Raw genomic sequence first — 17,178 nt, forward strand, 5'->3', positions numbered from 1 at the left:
TTATCTTTGGAAAAAATTACGAAGAAGATGACAAAACCAGTACGTGTTCGATTTGCCCCAAGCCCCACCGGTCCGCTGCATATAGGCGGTGTGCGAACTGCGCTATTTAATTATTTATTTGCCAAGAAAAACCAAGGTGTTTTTTATGTGCGGATAGAAGATACCGATCAAAGCAGGTTTGTGCCGGGTGCGGAAGCATATATTTTTGAAGCTTTAAAATGGTTGGGAATTGAACCCGATGAAACCGTAGGCGTAAACGAACAATTTGGACCTTATCGCCAAAGCGATCGCAAAGATTTATACCAACAATATGCACTTGATTTAGTTCATAAAGGTTTTGCTTATTATGCTTTTGATACTTCTGAGGAATTGGACGCCCTTAGAAAAAATGCCGAAACAAACGGTAACACATTCATTTATAATCATTCGGTTCGCGAAACTTTAAACACTTCGCTGAATATGACCAATGAAGAATTAGAAGCACGATTGTTTAACAACGATCCGTATGTGATTCGTTTTAAAATGCCCATCGAAGAAAAATTAACTTTAAACGATATGATTCGGGGAGAAGTTACTTTTGATACCGGTTTGCTAGACGATAAAGTGCTTTATAAATCTGACGGTATGCCCACTTACCATTTGGCCAATATTGTAGATGATCATTTGCAACAAACATCACATGTGATTCGAGGAGAAGAATGGTTGCCTTCTTTGCCATTGCATTACTTATTGTATCGCTCTTTTGGATGGGACGCACCCGAATTTGCACATTTACCATTGATATTAAAGCCCGTTGGAAACGGCAAATTATCTAAGCGAGATGGCGATAAATTAGGATTCCCTGTTTTTCCGTTAGATTGGGAAACAGCATCTGGCGAAAAATCAATGGGATATCGGGAACAAGGCTTCTTTCCTGAAGCGGTTGTGAACTTTTTAGCACTTTTAGGTTGGAACGATGGCACCGACAAAGAATTATTTTCAATGGATGAATTAATCAAATTGTTTGATTTATCGCGTGTAAATAAATCGGGTGCAAAGTTTGATCCTGAAAAAAACAAATGGTTCAACCATCAATACCTCATTGAAAAAGAAAACGCAGACTTGTTGCCTTATTTAAAAACGGTTTTAAACGAAAAACAAATTATAGTTGACGATCATAAAATCGAAAAAATCATTGGATTAATTAAGGATCGTGCAAATTTAACTACCGATTTGTTTCATTTAAGCGATTTTTTCTTTGTTACACCTAAAGAATACGAAGAAAAAGCAGCTAAGAATTGGAAAGAAGATACTTCTGACTTCATGCAACAAATTATTTCTGTGATAGAAAATGTTAAAGTTTTTGAAGCAAAAGAAATTGAAACGGCTGTAAAAAATTGGATTCAGGAAAACGAATTAGGAATGGGCAAAATTATGCAACCTCTTCGTATAGCGATGGTTGGAGCCATGAAAGGTCCTGATTTGTTTGAAATTATTGCCTTATTAGGTAAAGATGAAGCTGTTCAAAGATTGCACAATGCAATTAATAATTTTAAAAAATAATAATTTTAACACTTTTGTATTTTGTAATTAAAATATTAGTTCTATCTTTGAAATGTGATTAACTAATGCCCAAGTGTTAATTACATTATGATATTTTTTTCATATCAACAACAACAATTTTTTTCTAAATTTTTCTAAATCCCATTCCCTAAAAATGGGATTTTTTTTGTTACCTTAGTTACTTCAATATAAATCAGTAAATTATGAAAAAAATCCTTTTTCTTTTTATAGCTGCTTCGGCCATTCTTTTTGCTTCTTGCGGATCCGATGATAAAAAAGAAGACCCACCAGTGAGCAGTACTCAAGGTAAATGGGAACCAACAACCATTCAATTGGTAAAAATAGCTCCTTTATATACCTTAGATTACCCACACACAGAAAGCTGCCCAAAAGACTATTTAGAGTTTACTGCAGCCAGCAGTGCGGTGTTTTTTAGACACGAAACAGCAAATTGTACAGTTACCGAATATGCAAATGCTTTTCAACAAAGCGGAAACAATGTTTCACTAAACGTTTTGGGCTATCAAATAAACGGAACAATTACCGCGCAAACCGAGACATCGATGGAAATACAAAGTGATATTTCGGCTTATATACCGATTATAAAAGCTCAATTTCCAGAATATGAACAATATTTAAGCCTTTTAGAAGGGGGAACCGTTAAATTATCTTTTGTTAAAAAATAGCAATTATACCTCTTTGAAAAAAGAGGTTTTTTTTATATCTTCCCAAAAAAACAATTCAAAATGGATTTTACACTTTACATTATTGCTGCTGTAATTATTTTTATAATTGCATCTTCCTTATTTACTGTAAAACAGCAAACAGCTGTGATTATAGAACGTTTCGGAAAATACCAATCTATCCGAAATTCGGGTTTACAAATGAAAATCCCGGTTGTTGACCGCGTTGCAGGTCGGCTAAATTTGCGCATTCAACAATTAGACGTGATTATTGAAACCAAAACAAAAGACAATGTGTTTGTGAAAATGAAGGTTTCGGTACAGTTTAAAGTGGTACAGGAACGCGTGTACGAAGCTTTTTATAAATTAGAATATCCACATGATCAAATCACCTCATATGTTTTTGATGTGGTACGTGCTGAAGTTCCAAAATTAAAATTAGACGATGTTTTTGAGCGTAAGGATGATATCGCAATAGCTGTGAAACGCGAATTGAACGATGCCATGGTAACTTATGGTTATGATATTATTAATACGTTGATCACCGATATTGATCCAGATGTGCAAGTGAAACATGCAATGAACCGCATTAATGCTGCCGATCGTGAGAAAACAGCTGCCGAATATGAAGGAGAAGCAGAGCGTATTAGAATTGTTGCAAAAGCAAAAGCAGAAGCAGAATCGAAACGTTTGCAAGGACAAGGTATTGCAGATCAGCGCCGCGAAATTGCCCGTGGTTTGGTAGAGTCGGTTGATGTATTGAACAGAGTAGGAATCAATTCGCAAGAAGCATCGGCTTTAATTGTGGTAACGCAGCATTATGATACCTTACAATCAATTGGTGCAGAAAACAATTCAAACCTTATCTTATTGCCTAATTCACCACAAGCGGGTAGCGATATGCTCAACAATATGGTGGCATCGTTCACGGCAAGTAATCAAGTAGGCGAGGCAATGAAGAAATCGTCGATGAAAGAGAAAGGTTATAAACCCAAACGAAATATCCCTCCGCAATCCGATTTTCCTTCACAAAGCACCACCGAAGAATAAAAAAAATAACACCGCTAATCAGCGGTGTTATTTTTTAAATATCTTATTAAATATAAATTTAAAAACTGTTGATAAAACTAAGGATTTAATGCCTTTAGAATGCTTAACCGAATTGCCAAGCGAAGTTAAACCTTGCGTAATTAATCGATTAGGCGAAAAAAGTTCTAAAGTATTTTCTGCATTAACTCCTATCTTCCGAATGCTGATTTCGCGTTCAAGTTTAAGAATCTCTAGTTCTTTGTTAACTTCTTCGTATGAGGTGTATTTTGTTTTCATAAGCACTAGTCAAAAAAGATTTTAGAAAATTTTTTAAGAACAGGAATATCAATAATTGATTTGCGAAGATTATAAATTATAATTGCAACCAAAATATAGAATCCTCCTACTATTAAAAAACCAAATGTGTTGCTGTCTAAAGCTTTTCCAATGGCAAATGCTGCAGCAAATGACAAGAAAAACAGTGATAAAACAGCAAATAAACTTAAAGCAAAAATTTTTAAAATAAAGCCTGTAGCTTTTGCTGATACTTTGAAACCTAACAACGAATAATAATCGATATTGGTTTCTAAGTAAGCTTTGGCTTCAGACTTTATTTCATGAAGATTATTTTTTAGTTCTTCACTCAAACCCATAAATTACTTTAATTCAGACTTGATATTGTCTGCAGCCTTGTTAGTCATATCTTTTGCCTTATCAACTGCATTAGAAGCTTGTCCTTTTAATTCAGCCAACTTGCGCTCTAAACTAGCAATGACATCTTCTTTTTTGTCATCAGCCTTGTTTAATAAGGAATTGAACGACGACTCAAAATCTCCTTTTCTAGAAGAAATTAAACTCTTCACTTGATTTTTCAATTCATCCATTTTGCAATTCAAATCGTCTGTTCCTGATTTGAATCCGTCAGAGATTTTCTTTCTCGTTTTTTCACCTTGCTCAGGTGCCAATAAAACGCCAGCAACAGCACCAACTGCTGCACCTGCTAAAATCGCTACTAATGTGTTTCCTGTTTTTCCCATAACAAATTTTATTTTTTTAATTAATGATTTATTTAGAATTAAAGTTACGCAATTTTTTTTAAAAAGCTGTTAACAACCGGTTAAAATTTAATTGCTTGTAGATTAATAACCCCAAAAAATCTATTTATATTTGCTTTTCAACATTTTACCAAACACACATGTTTAAAAGCAAATTAGGAATATTAACTACAGTTTTTGTAACACTAGCAATAATTATTACTTTTTTATACGAATTTGATGTTTTAGCCATTTCGCCCAGCTTTATGATTGCTGTTCGTTGGATAGTAGCTCTTATGCTGATATTAAATGGTTTTGCAAGAAAAAACCTCACCACATGGATTATAACATGTATGATTTTAGGGGTTTTTATTGGAATCGATTTTCCCAATGCAGCAGTAGCCTTGCAGCCATTGAGCAAAGGATTTATAAAATTGGTAAAAACAATCGTAGCTCCTATTATTTTTGCAACATTGGTGTATGGAATAGCAGGACATTCAGATTTAAAACAAGTGGGAAGAATGGCATGGAAATCAATGCTTTATTTCTTTTGTGCCACATCATGCGCCATTTTTATTGGGTTGGCAGTGATTAATATTACCAAAGCAGGTGAGGGGATCGATTTGCAAAGCATGCCTCAAGAAGAACTTCCGGCAACAAAAGCACCCGATGCAGCTTTAGAACATTTACCAGAAAATGTGCATGGTATATACAAATTTGCGCATTTTATTTACGATTTGTTTCCAGAAAACATCGTGAAATCTATGTATGAAAACCAAGTGCTGCAAGTAGTTGTTTTTTCGGTTATTTTTGGAATTGGCTTAGCAATGGTTGAAGAAAAAAAACGTAAACCTTTGGTTGATTTCACTGAAAGCTTGTCGGAAACCATGTTTAAATTCACCAACCTCATTATGTATTTTGCACCAATAGGTGTAGGAGCAGCAATGGCATACACAGTTGGGCATTTAGGCGTAGATATTCTTAAAAACCTATTCATGCTTTTAGGTTCTCTTTATTTGGCACTGCTTCTTTTTATGTTGCTTGTTTTTGTGCCGGTCATGCTCTATTTAAAAATACCTATAAAAAAGTTTATCGAGGCAGTAAAAGAACCTGTTTCTATTGCTTTTGCCACCACAAGTTCCGATGCTGCTTTGCCAAAAGCCATGAGTGCTATGGAAAAGTTTGGTGTGCCACGAAAAATTGTATCGTTTGTAATACCTACGGGTTACAGTTTTAACTTAGATGGCACATCGTTGTATCTGTCACTGGCATCAATATTTGTGGCACAAGCCGCAGGTATGAATTTAGATATTGGACAGCAAATAGGAATTGCCTTTACTTTAATGATTACATCAAAAGGGGTGGCGGCTGTTCCGCGTGCTTCATTGATTGTGTTAATTGCCACTGCCGAGCAATTTGGATTGCCGGTGTTCATCATTGCCGCTATTTTAGGGATTGATGAATTAATGGATATGGCACGAACATCGGTAAACGTTATCGGTAACTGTTTGGCAACAGTGGTGGTGGCCAAATGGGAAAAAGAATTTGACGAAGAAGCTCCATACCGATTGACAGATGAAGTGTTAGATGAGGTTTAGAAAAATCTTTCATTATTATGAATACCTCACAGATTTTTTTAAAATAAATTTTCAGTAAAAATACATCAAAGATTAATAACAGGGAAAACGATTGTAAATAAAGGCTTTACAATCGTTTTTTGATTTTTTGGTAATGAGGTAAAAAGCAGAAAAAAGCGAGGTTAGGCAAAAGTAAGGTTACTAAAACGTTACTTTTAAATATCCGAAATAATCGTTATAAAAATCTGTATTTCAACTTTTTGCATAGTTTTTCATATTGTTCCGTAGTTCACATAGGTTTAATTTTATCATTAAGAATTGTGAGTATGGAAACGACAAAAAAAACAACGTTTAAGGTTCTTTTCTACCTTAAAAAGAATGCCCCCGAAGAAAAACGGAAAAGTTACGGTTATGTGCAGGATTACCGTAAACGGCAAGCAGTCTGCATTCAGCACCAAGCTGGATATTTCCACAATAAATTGGGATTTGAAGTACGGCAGGGTTTTAGGCAAAAGTCGAGAAGCCCAAGAGGTAAACGGTAAACTTGACAAGATACGTCTGGGTATTGAAAGCAGATAGGTTATTTTTTAATTCTACGAATAGTTCCTTTCAGATTATTTTATTTTCTGCACTCATTTTTACATCAAGCATAATGTTTAAAATCTAAAAGTTTACTATTTTAGTGGATTCTTAAGGACTAAAAATCCCTAATCAAATAAAGCTTATTTCAATGTCGGAAGAACAGAAGAAAATATTAGAGCAACAGCTCTGGAATATAGTCCGATAGCGCGGATTTGCAATCCGTGCTTTTATAACTGTATTTTTATAATTGTTTTTTTTAATGCTGCAAGGTTTTATAAACCTTGTAGCTCTATATTTTCAATAATTCATACCTACAAGGTCAAATAGCACCTTGCAGGCTTAATTAGAAATGAGTAAAATTATATTTACAAACAAAAAATCCCAACTTATAGCTGGGATTTTCATTCATTTATAAAAAAACTTACTCTTTACTTTCAATTTTTGCCCACGTATCACGCAATCCTACGGTTTTGTTAAACACCAATTTTTCTGTTGTTGAATCTTTATCAACAGCAAAATAACCCAAACGTTGAAACTGGAATTTATCGCCGCTTACAGCCGTCTTTAAGCTAGGTTCTACATAGCCTGTAATCACTTTTAAAGAATCTGGATTGATGTATTCTTTAAAATCAACTTCTTTGTTTCCATCAGGATTTTCGTGTGTAAACAAACGGTCGTAAATACGCACTTCGGCTTCCACAGCATGCGGAATCGAAACCCAATGAATGGTTCCTTTCACCTTGCGTTTAGATGCTTCTGTTCCGCTTCCCGATCTAGAATCTGCATCATAGGTTACATGAATTTCGGTAATGTTTCCGTTTGCATCTTTCACAACGCTTTCTCCTTGAATAATGTAAGCATTCTTTAAACGTACTTCCTTTCCTAAGGTTAAACGGAAAAATTTCTTGTCGGCATCTTCCTTAAAATCTTCACGTTCAATATATAATTCTTTTGAAAAAGGAACTTTTCTATAGGTTAATTCTTCTGCTTCCGGATTGTTTTCAGCATCTAACCATTCTTCTTGTCCTTCCGGATAATTGGTGATTACTAATTTCACTGGATCTAAAACAGCCATTACGCGATCGGTGATCTTGTTTAAATCTTCGCGCACACAAAATTCTAACAGCGACACATCGATTAAATTGGTGCGTTTTGCAATTCCAATGGTATCGGCAAAGTTGCGAATGGCAGCAGGTGTGTATCCACGGCGACGCATACCAGAAATGGTGCTCATGCGCGGATCGTCCCAACCGGTTACGTGTTTTTCGTTTACCAATTGTAATAATTTACGTTTGGAAACCACTGTGTGCGATAAATTTCTACGGGCAAATTCGCGCTGTTTTGGTCGAACTTTTTCGTTATCATAAATCTGATCTAAAAACCAATCATACAATTCGCGGTGCGGTAAAAATTCTAAGGTACAGAACGAATGGGAAATTTGTTCGATATAATCGCTTTCTCCATGAGCCCAGTCATACATTGGATAAATTTTCCAATTAGCGCCTGTTCTGTGGTGCGATGCATTGATGATGCGGTACATAATTGGGTCACGCATTAGCATATTAGGTGATGCCATATCTATCTTTGCTCGCAAAATATATTCGCCTTCGGCAAACTCGCCGTTTTTCATGCGCTCGAACAAATCCAAGTTTTCTTCCACCGAACGGTCGCGGTTTGGTGAATGCACTCCGGGCTGCGTGGGTGTTCCTTTTTGTTTTGCGATTTCGTCTGCCGATAAATTATCAACATACGCTTTTCCTTTTTTGATTAAAAGAACCGCCCAATCATACAATTCCTGAAAATAATCAGAAGCGTATAGTTCTTTATCCCATTTAAAACCCAACCATTCCACATCGCGCTTAATGGCATCAACAAACTCTTGTTCTTCTTTTGCAGGGTTGGTATCATCGAAACGCAAATTAACAGGTGCGTTGTAATCCAATCCCAAACCAAAGTTTAAACAGATCGATGATGCGTGCCCAATGTGCAAATATCCGTTAGGCTCGGGCGGAAAACGAAAACGTAATTTATTTGGTGGCAAACCATTTTTTAAATCTTCTTCAATAATTTGCTCTATAAAATTCAGTGATTTTTCTTTTGTTGACATTGTTTTTCTAACTTTATATGCAAAGATAGAAAATGTTTAAAGTTTAAAGTTTAAAGTTCATAAAAAAACAGATGAAAAGTTAGTAACTTTGAACCTTAAACAAAAGATATGGGAATTATTCGCTTAACAAACATACGTGTTTTCACCAACCATGGCTGTTTGGTTGAAGAAGCCAAAATAGGTTCGGATTACCGTGTAGATTTAGAAATTAAAGCCGATTTGCGAAAATCTGCAGCGACAGATGAATTGGTCGATACGGTAGATTATGTGCATTTAAACCAAATTGTAAAGGAAGAAATGGCCATACGCTCTAAATTGTTAGAACATGTTGCCAAGCGCATCATTGTGCGTATTTTTGATGAATTGCCCATGGTTTCGCGAATTTTGCTAGAAGTTTCAAAAATAAATCCGCCTATTGGTGGTGATGTACAGCAAGTTACTATTGTTATGGAAGAATACCGGGCATAATTTTGTGCTTTAGGTTTTGATATTTAATTTTTTGTAGTAGATTTGCAAACACATTACACAATGGCATCTTGGCCGAGTGGCTAGGCAACGGTCTGCAAAACCGTGTACAGCGGTTCGAATCCGCTAGATGCCTCTTTAAAAAACCTTCAATTTTGAAGGTTTTTTTGTTTTAGTATATTTTGTGTTTTTCAAATTGCTATATTTATCTTTAAAATTTATCCGATGAGAAAGTTAGTTATTATATTTTCTTTCGTCCTATTGAACAACTGCATAGTTAAGGCACAAGAAAATCGTGTGGATACAGGGAAAAAGTTTGCACAAAAAGAGCTTGATTTAGCATTGGCTATCGAAAAAGAGAATCCTAATTACGTTGGTGTGAAACCTTTAATTAAGAATGAAGAGATGGCAATTCAAGTAATAGAGCCAATAGTAGTTGGAAAATATGGTAAAGAGAGAATTGAATTGCAAAAACCTTATAAAGTTCATAAAATAGAACAATATTATATAATATCAGGAACTTTGCCGTTTGGATCTATAGGAGGAACATTTGTAATTATTATTGATGAAACAAATGCAAGAGTATTGCATTTAACTCATTACAAATAATTTCCAAATTGCTATATTTATCTTTAAAAATCATACCATGAAAAAAATTGCATTATTCTTTTTACTGATAGCTATTGCTGCTTGTTCTTCAGAATCGTTATCGGTGAAGAAAGCTACCAACTTAATTGAAAGTCATACCGAAAAATATCCCTATTTTGAAACAACAAACTTTCAGCTTGGTGAACATAAATTCAATATTCGGAAAGATGCTGCCGAACTATCGCAACTAAAAAGCCTAGCCGCCCAAAATTTAATTACATTGAACACCGTGAAAACCACTAAAAAATGGCTTTCTAAAGACTCGGTTTCGGTTGTAAATATTGCATTAACCGCAGAAGCATCGCCATATGTAGTGGAGCAAAAAAAGAATAGGGCAGAGGTGAAAAGCTATCTTTTTACCATTCAAGAAGATTCGGATGTGCAACTGGAATTGAACAACAAAACAAAAGCAACTGCTACGGCAAAGCTTATAAAAACTGCGACGCCATTTGCAACAGCTCAAACAGACAGCAACCCGAATGCTGCATTTATTACCAAAAAATTCACTTTAAAATATGCAAAAGATACCGGTTGGTATGTGGTAAAGTAATTCAAAAACGACAGGTAAACTTAATTAAACAGTTGAGCCATTCTGCAATTCCACAAAAAATATTTATATTTGATTTTAAGTAAATTTTAACAAATAAAAAAATACCGATATATGGGAATGTTTTCAAAAAAATCAATTGCATTATTAACCGCAGAAGCCAACGAACAAGGCGAAGGAACGCTGAAAAAAACTTTAGGTTCTTGGGGGTTGGTGGCATTGGGCGTGGGTGCTATTATTGGTGCCGGTTTGTTTTCTTTAACGGGGATTGCCGCTGCCGATAATGCCGGTCCTGCCGTTGCTATTTCATTTGTTATTGCTGCTTTAGGTTGTGCATTTGCAGGCTTGTGTTATGCCGAGTTTGCATCGATGTTGCCAGTGGCGGGTAGTGCATACACCTATTCATATGCCACAATGGGCGAGTTCATTGCTTGGATTATTGGCTGGGATTTGGTGTTGGAATATGCCTTGGCAAGTGCCACCGTTGCTGTGAGCTGGTCGCAATATTTTAATGAATTGCTCAAAATATTTCATTTAGAATTGCCCATGCAGTTTCTCAAAGGACCTTTTGAAGGCGGAATGATCAATGTACCTGCTATAGTAATTGTGTGTTTGCTATCGCTTTTGCTTATGCGTGGAACGCAAGAATCGGCAAGGGTAAACAATATTTTAGTTATCTTAAAAGTATCTGTGGTTATTATTTTTATCGCATTGGGTTGGCAATTTATAGATCCAGCCAATCACCAACCTTTCATTCCTACAAATGTGGGCGAAGAAATGGTTAAAAGCGGGCAACTTTCGTTTTCGGAATTTTTGTCGAGCGAATATTTTGGGCAATACGGCTGGAGTGGTATCATGCGTGCAGCAGGTGTAGTGTTTTTTGCTTTTATTGGATTTGATGCTGTAAGTACTGCGGCGCAAGAAGCTAAAAATCCTAAAAAAGGAATGCCATTTGGAATCATTGGTTCTTTGGTAATTTGTACGTTGTTATACGTTTTGTTTGCGTATGTTTTAACAGGTTTAGAGAACTATTTACTATTTAAAAACGATGCAAAACCCGTAGCAACAGCTTTTGCAAAAACGGGGTATCACTTTTTAAACACTGCATTAATTGTAACCATTATTGCCGGATACACATCGGTGATTTTAGTAATGTTGTTAGGACAAAGCCGCGTGTTTTATTCAATGAGTAAAGACGGTTTATTGCCAAAAATGTTTTCAGAATTATCAAAAAGACAAACTCCTTGGAAAACCAATTTAATTTTTATGGTATTTGTAAGCATTTTTGCAGGTTTTGTACCCGTTTCCGATTTAGGCCACATGGTAAGTATCGGAACCTTGTTTGCATTTACTTTGGTTTGTATTGGAATTTTGGTTCTGCGCAAAACTCAACCCAATATTGAACGTCCTTTCAAAACACCATTTGTGCCCGTAGTGCCTATTTTAGGAATTATTGTGTGTTTGGTAATGATGGCTTCGTTGCCTATTGAAAGCTGGGAACGTTTAGCCATTTGGTTAGGCTTAGGGCTAATCATCTATTTTGCATACAGTAAAAAACACAGTAAACTGAATAGCAGTAGCACCTAACAATATGTTTAACAATTTAAAAATGCCTGTTTTCAAAAAAGAAAACAGGCATTTTAATTAACTGTAAACAATGCTAATTACAATTAAAAAGATGCCTAAAATGGCTAATACATAAGGTAGGATTTTTTTCATTTTGATGTTGTGAAAAGTTTATCGTTATTGAAAGCTTCTTGTATTACTTACCATTTATCATATTCTATATTTAAGCCCTTAACAGGTACATTTATTTTACCATTGGTTAAATGTACAGGTTCGGTTTCTTCCCATCCATAATATAAATACCCTTCAAAATTGGCAGTTAACCAATTGGTTTCCGGATTATAAGTTACATTACTATAAACCATTGGGTTTTCCTCGTATGTATAAGAATAATGCCAGCCTGAACTGTTTTCAACAGGAATAAATTTCATTTCTAAATGGTCTAATTTTTTATCTTTAGTCAAAAACGCATATACTTTAATATCATAATAATTCATATCGTCTTTATCTAATCTAGCAAAATAGGTGTATGCAACTGTATCATTTGTTTGGTTTGTAACGATACCATTGTATGACTTATAACCAAAATTTAATTTTTCGCCTTTAAAATCAACTTCAATAGTACCACGGTTCACTTCTTCTTTAGGCTCAAAATCGTCAGAAGTACAGCTTATTAGCCCAAGGCTACTCATTAAAAGGATAAATATCTTTTTCATATTTTATAAATTTAAAGAAACATGCTGCAAAAGTAATACAGCATGTGCTATTTGTAGCTATTTTTTTGTTTCTTACTATCTTCCTACTTTGAGAAAAATGAGTATATCATTCTCTTTTCAATTCTGAAATTGTAGGCTGTGAAGCGCGAGCGTGTGTATAGTTTTGCGGTATATCCAACCCTTTCAAAGGCACACTTATTTTACCGTCTTTTAAAAAAACCTTAATATCGTTCAAAGTGTTGGCACGGTATAAATACCCTTCAAAATTGGCTGTTAACCATCCTGTTTGTTGATTATAGTTAACATTACTAATCACTAATGGATTTCCTGGATAATTGTAGTTATAAGTTGTTCCTATACCATTGCGTAACGCCGTATAAACAATCTTTAAACTATCAATAGCACCGTTTTCTCTTAAATAACCATATACTTCAAGTTGATCATAATGTTGATAGCCCTTAGAAATTCGTGTTTCATAGAAGTAAGCAGTAGTATCTCGTGTATTATTATCTATGTTTATTTGATGAGCGGTATACGATTTTTCGCCAAATTTAAACTTTTCACCTTCGATTTCTACTTCGATGGTACCACGGTTTACTTCTTCTACTTAATCATCTTTCTCGCAGCTAACGAATACTATACTAACTAGTATAAACAATAATCTATACATATTTTTTAATTTTTAATAATCATATTTATCAAGGGAGCTTTATTATTATTTTCTAATTTATAAAAACGCTACTTGTATTACTTACCATTTATCATATTCTATACCTAAGCCCTTAACAGGTACATTTATTTTACCATTGGTTAAATGTATGGGAGTAGAATCATCCATTCTACCATAATATAAATACCCTTCAAAATTGGCAGTTAACCAATTGGTTTCCGGATTATAAGTTACATTACTATAAACCATTGGGTTTTCCTCGTACGAATAGTGATACCCCGATCCCGAGCCGTTTTCAACAGGAATAAATTTCATTTCTAAATGGTCTAATTCTTTATCTTTAGTCAAAAACGCATATACTTTAATATCATAATAATTCATATCGTCTTTATCTAATCTAGCAAAATAGGTGTATGCAACTGTATCATTTGTTTGGTTTGTAACGATACCATTGTATGACTTATAACCAAAATTTAATTTTTCGCCTTTAAAATCAACTTCAACAGTACCACGGTTCACTTCTTCTTTAGGCTCAAAATCGTCAGATGTACAGCTTATTAACCAAAGGCTACTCATTAAAAGGATAAATATCTTTTTCATATTTTATAAATTTAAAGAAACATTCTGCAAATGTAATGCAGAATGTTTTAATTGTAAATAATTAATTTTGTACACGTTTCGGTGCTAAACTAAAGTCAATGGTTCCAGTAGAAAAACTGTTTAAGGTATAAATATTAACCTCGATGTCGCGGATTTAACTTCGTTCAGTCGGCTAAAGCCTCGAGTGCAATCTGTGACTTTATCTACCCAACCTACTGTTGTTATGTTTGTGAAATATACACTATTAGGGTTTGTTAATTTACACTTTGTTGACATACCTCTATTTTATTTATTTAACGCATAGATTGCAACTTTAAATCAACGCTAGCGGGATTATTGCTTACCACCACACGAAAGATTACTTCATCAGTTCGCTTCGCTCGGGTCTTGCGGTAGTGTGGGATATGTAGTTTATACAAAAACCACGTATGGTTTTATAAGATAGCACACGTGGTTTTACATAAAACCTAACGTGTTTTAATACAAATGCACGCCTGCTTTTTTAGCAATACACCTTCCCCAAGTTATTTACCCAAATACTTTTCTAACTTTTGCTGATGAACAGCACTACCAACCCAACGATCAATTAATTTACCGTTTCTATTGAATAATAAAAAAGTGGGAGTAACATTTTCTTGGTATTGAATATAAGTATCGGTTCTTGTGAAATCTTCTGCATAAAGCATTGACCAATTATCAGTACTTAATTTACCAAAATGACTGTAAGTTTCTGCATCGTTACTTTGCAATACACTCACTACTTGTAGTTTTTCACTTATTCTATCCGCAAAGGTTTTAGTAATATAGAAAGCTTTATTACTATCAGGACAGCTTACCGATGACAAATCAACCAAAACATATTCTTTATCTTTATTAAAATAATCGCTTAATTTTACTGTTTTTAAATCTTTGTCTAACAAATTAATATCAATATAGGTATCTCCTTTTGTTAAGCGCTGGCTTTGTGATGCTAATAAATATTGTTTGCCTAATGGGGTTTGTTTTTGTTCGGTAGTCATTTTATCATAGACTGCTTGGTAAAATGTTTTATCGAAAGCAGTGGTGTTGTAAGGCAGTAATGTCCACGTATAGGCGTTATTAAAGTTATTTAAAATAAAATCAGCTTCTACTTGTTTTAACTCTTTTGTAAGTTGGTTTGCCAACCCATGAGAACCAACATATTTTTCTTGTATTTCGGGCTTTTGCCATTCGGTAGTTTGTTGTAAAGCAGTTATTTCCTGTTTTAAAGCTTCTCCTTTTTTGTGAATTGGCATTTGCAGCTCGTCTAATTTTGCTTTTATAGCATGATGTTTAGAACCAGTTACTTTTACGGCATAGGGAAAATCATTCTTATTTGCGTTTATTTCTATGGTCTCATTAGCTACAAATAACATGGTGTAATATGGTTGATTGTTTTCTACTACATATATAGCATATGTATCAGGAGTTTCGGAAACTTCGGCTGTAAGTTCTACTTTGCCTTGTGTCAATGTTTGGTAGGCAATAGGTGTTTGCCCACTAAGTAAATATACTACAGCAGTATCTGTAAAGCCTGTAAGGTTTGCTGTTATTTTTATTTCGCCTGCAAAGCCTTGTAGGGTTGCAGTTAGCAATAATGCTAATGTTGTTAATTTTTTCATTAGGAAAGGTTAAAATATTATAATGTAAGAGAGTTCTGAAAAGATATTTATTTAAAAAAAAATTTAAGAATAGATTTATCTAAGACAAAATACTTTCTGGAATTGATAAAATTAAAAAATTCCACATACTGTGATACAATATTCCCCAAAAAAAGCTCAATCGAACTCTTATAAAAGTAACCAATATACCCATTATTAATTGAGAAGATACTATTAATGGGGAAAGAATGTAAAATAACAGATTATTGTTTGTGTAATTACCAATGTGTATATAAGCAAATAAGATAATAGAAAAATATACTATCCAGGGAAAGTTTTTTTGCCATTTTTGTTGACTAGTTAATGAAGTAATAATTCCTTTGTAACGTAAAAAATATCTAAAGATTACTTCTTCAATAAAAGGCACAATTAGAACATATCCAAAAAATGTTCTTAGTGTGGAGTATGACTCGATATCAATTGTATTATTATCTGCTATATTTAGCAATTTATTAATTTGATATAAGATAGGCAAAATAAAAAAAAATACAACAATGATTTTAATAGTAAATAAAATGAATATAAAATAAACCTTTTCTCTTATACCCAGTTGAATTTGTTTGTCATTAGGTTTTTTTAAAAATATCCATAAATCTATTAATGTGAATTTTACCATATATATAGTAATTAAAATATAACCAACAAATATAATCTATCTGTTGGTTATTACTATTATTCTAAAGTCAGGAGTTAACAATCGATTTCGATACAACCACTTTCGCAAGAAAAACCTAAAAGACTTTTTCCTTCAGTAGTAGTTTTAAAATCACACCCTAAAAGATAATCTATTGCACCACCGATTATAGCACCTCTCCATCCGCCACCTCTTTTTGGTTTTGGTTTTCTTTCTGAAAGGGTCTTATTTTCAAACTCTTCTTTCAATAAATTTAAAGCTGTAAATTTTGAAGAAACGTTGATATTTAATTTTTGATAATCAAAATTAGTTTCTTCAACTTCGTATAAACTATTAGATGTGTATATACCATCACCAGCTTCAATATCATTTCCTAATCCTAAATCGTTATATTCATCTCCATCATAAATATAGGTTGGATTAATTAAATCAGAATAAGATATCAAAGCAAAGCTTTTCGCTGTAAGTTTTTCATTTTCGTTTAATGAAGTTACTCTTGGGAATTCTACAACAGCTTTATATAGCATAAAATCATTCATGATTACTTCAGCATCATAATTATGTTTTATACTTAGATCAATATAAAACATATCGCTATTTTCCTGTACTACATTTACTTTTTGTTTTGGTATAATTACTTCTATATCAAAACCCAATTCTTTTGATATTTCTTCATTTAAAGCAAAGTCAACACCAACTTCGTAAATATCTCCCGATAAATATTCTTTATTTGTTTGGTATGTTTCCATGCTCATAGTTAATCTTAGCATATTATTATCCAATTTTCCTATTCCAAATACAGGACCTGTACCTGGAGTAACTCTTTCAATGCAAAAACCAGGTGCAGATACACAAGGGCCTGCATAAGAGGATACTAAACCAAAACCAGGTAAGCTAGGAATAATTTTTAAATCAGCAAAAGGTTTCTCAGCCATTGTCTGCTCTGTTGTGTTACTTGTTGTAGTAGCATCGTCGTTGCTACACGCATACAAACCTAATGATAAAATTGCAGCTCCAAAAAGAGCGACTACTGATAATTTGATATTTTTCATATCTTCTGTTTAAATTTAAGCAGTTTTGTTTTTATTGTTTTATAAAC

Annotated in this window: 18 protein-coding genes, 1 tRNA gene and 1 pseudogene; 10 read left to right on the forward strand and 10 right to left on the reverse strand. The window is 33.9% G+C overall.

Translation table 11 applies throughout. The features are described from left to right. Positions 1–27: 27 nt before the first annotated feature. From gltX to NPX36_RS04985, 3 genes are all read left to right on the forward strand, one after another. Positions 28–1,542, forward strand: a complete 1,515-nt coding sequence (gene gltX / locus NPX36_RS04975; RefSeq protein WP_257500312.1) for a glutamate--tRNA ligase — start codon at positions 28–30, stop codon at positions 1,540–1,542. A 203-nt stretch (positions 1,543–1,745) separates the two neighbouring features. Beyond that, positions 1,746–2,228 (forward strand): hypothetical protein, encoded by a 483-nt coding sequence (locus NPX36_RS04980; protein WP_257500313.1) that lies wholly within the window; start codon positions 1,746–1,748, stop codon positions 2,226–2,228. Positions 2,229–2,288: 60 nt separating this feature from the next. Continuing rightward, positions 2,289–3,275 (forward strand): SPFH domain-containing protein, encoded by a 987-nt coding sequence (locus NPX36_RS04985; protein WP_257500314.1) that lies wholly within the window; start codon positions 2,289–2,291, stop codon positions 3,273–3,275. A gap of 27 nt (positions 3,276–3,302) precedes the next feature. Here NPX36_RS04985 and NPX36_RS04990 read toward each other — a convergent pair whose 3' ends face one another. From NPX36_RS04990 to NPX36_RS05000, 3 genes are read right to left on the reverse strand one after another with little or no spacing between them, the layout of a single operon-like run. Beyond that, the gene (locus tag NPX36_RS04990) at positions 3,303–3,551 is read right to left on the reverse strand and encodes a DUF6327 family protein (protein WP_257500315.1); all 249 of its coding nucleotides are present in this window, start codon (positions 3,549–3,551) and stop codon (positions 3,303–3,305) included. 5 nt (positions 3,552–3,556) lie between these two features. Beyond that, positions 3,557–3,901 carry a hypothetical protein gene (locus NPX36_RS04995; protein ID WP_257500316.1) on the reverse strand — a complete coding sequence of 115 codons (345 nt, stop codon included), beginning with the start codon at positions 3,899–3,901 and terminating at the stop codon, positions 3,557–3,559. 9 nt (positions 3,902–3,910) lie between these two features. Beyond that, a complete protein-coding gene (locus NPX36_RS05000; protein WP_257500317.1) occupies positions 3,911–4,291 on the reverse strand; it encodes a YtxH domain-containing protein in 381 nt (126 codons plus the stop codon). Between the two features lie 158 nt (positions 4,292–4,449). Between NPX36_RS05000 and NPX36_RS05005 the strand changes: the two genes are divergently transcribed. Together NPX36_RS05005 and NPX36_RS05010 are read left to right on the forward strand one after the other, a co-directional pair. Next, on the forward strand, positions 4,450–5,886 hold the full coding sequence (locus NPX36_RS05005) for a dicarboxylate/amino acid:cation symporter (RefSeq protein ID WP_257500318.1): 1,437 nt from the start codon (positions 4,450–4,452) through the stop codon (positions 5,884–5,886). 305 nt (positions 5,887–6,191) lie between these two features. Beyond that, positions 6,192–6,423 (forward strand): annotated as a pseudogene (locus NPX36_RS05010) (Arm DNA-binding domain-containing protein); the annotation flags it as partial. Between the two features lie 445 nt (positions 6,424–6,868). Here the strand turns inward: NPX36_RS05010 and NPX36_RS05015 are convergent. After that, on the reverse strand, positions 6,869–8,554 hold the full coding sequence (locus NPX36_RS05015) for a glutamine--tRNA ligase/YqeY domain fusion protein (protein WP_257500319.1): 1,686 nt from the start codon (positions 8,552–8,554) through the stop codon (positions 6,869–6,871). 108 nt (positions 8,555–8,662) lie between these two features. Between NPX36_RS05015 and folB the strand changes: the two genes are divergently transcribed. The 5 genes from folB (at position 8,663) to NPX36_RS05040 (ending at position 11,801) form a co-directional block, all read left to right on the forward strand. Beyond that, positions 8,663–9,022, forward strand: coding sequence for a dihydroneopterin aldolase (gene folB, locus NPX36_RS05020; protein WP_257500320.1), 360 nt, complete (start codon positions 8,663–8,665; stop codon positions 9,020–9,022). A 62-nt stretch (positions 9,023–9,084) separates the two neighbouring features. Further along, positions 9,085–9,155 (forward strand) — tRNA-Cys (locus tag NPX36_RS05025). Between the two features lie 89 nt (positions 9,156–9,244). After that, positions 9,245–9,628: a YbbC/YhhH family protein gene (locus NPX36_RS05030; protein WP_257500321.1), complete on the forward strand. Its 384-nt coding sequence runs from the start codon at positions 9,245–9,247 to the stop codon at positions 9,626–9,628. 37 nt (positions 9,629–9,665) lie between these two features. Then, complete coding sequence (locus NPX36_RS05035; protein ID WP_257500322.1) at positions 9,666–10,217, forward strand: hypothetical protein; 552 nt, start codon at positions 9,666–9,668, stop codon at positions 10,215–10,217. A gap of 111 nt (positions 10,218–10,328) precedes the next feature. Next, positions 10,329–11,801 carry an amino acid permease gene (locus NPX36_RS05040; RefSeq protein ID WP_257500323.1) on the forward strand — a complete coding sequence of 491 codons (1,473 nt, stop codon included), beginning with the start codon at positions 10,329–10,331 and terminating at the stop codon, positions 11,799–11,801. Between the two features lie 179 nt (positions 11,802–11,980). On the opposite strand, the gene NPX36_RS05045 is transcribed toward NPX36_RS05040, so the two are convergent. The 6 genes from NPX36_RS05045 to NPX36_RS05065 form a co-directional block, all read right to left on the reverse strand. Continuing rightward, entirely contained in the window at positions 11,981–12,496 is a 516-nt protein-coding gene (locus NPX36_RS05045) for a hypothetical protein (protein WP_257500324.1), read from the reverse strand. A gap of 106 nt (positions 12,497–12,602) precedes the next feature. Continuing rightward, entirely contained in the window at positions 12,603–12,812 is a 210-nt protein-coding gene (locus NPX36_RS05050; protein ID WP_257500325.1) for a hypothetical protein, read from the reverse strand. Positions 12,813–13,247: 435 nt separating this feature from the next. Beyond that, positions 13,248–13,766, reverse strand: a complete 519-nt coding sequence (locus NPX36_RS05055; RefSeq protein WP_257500326.1) for a hypothetical protein — start codon at positions 13,764–13,766, stop codon at positions 13,248–13,250. Positions 13,767–14,290: 524 nt separating this feature from the next. Further along, positions 14,291–15,406, reverse strand: coding sequence for a DUF4369 domain-containing protein (locus NPX36_RS05060; RefSeq protein ID WP_257500327.1), 1,116 nt, complete (start codon positions 15,404–15,406; stop codon positions 14,291–14,293). A gap of 79 nt (positions 15,407–15,485) precedes the next feature. Continuing rightward, positions 15,486–16,061 carry a CPBP family glutamic-type intramembrane protease gene (locus NPX36_RS14385; protein ID WP_397376458.1) on the reverse strand — a complete coding sequence of 192 codons (576 nt, stop codon included), beginning with the start codon at positions 16,059–16,061 and terminating at the stop codon, positions 15,486–15,488. Positions 16,062–16,135: 74 nt separating this feature from the next. Next, complete coding sequence (locus NPX36_RS05065; RefSeq protein ID WP_257500328.1) at positions 16,136–17,131, reverse strand: hypothetical protein; 996 nt, start codon at positions 17,129–17,131, stop codon at positions 16,136–16,138. Positions 17,132–17,178: the final 47 nt, after the last annotated feature.

This window comes from Paenimyroides aestuarii (genome assembly GCF_024628805.1).
GTDB lineage: Bacteria > Bacteroidota > Bacteroidia > Flavobacteriales > Flavobacteriaceae > Flavobacterium > Flavobacterium aestuarii_A.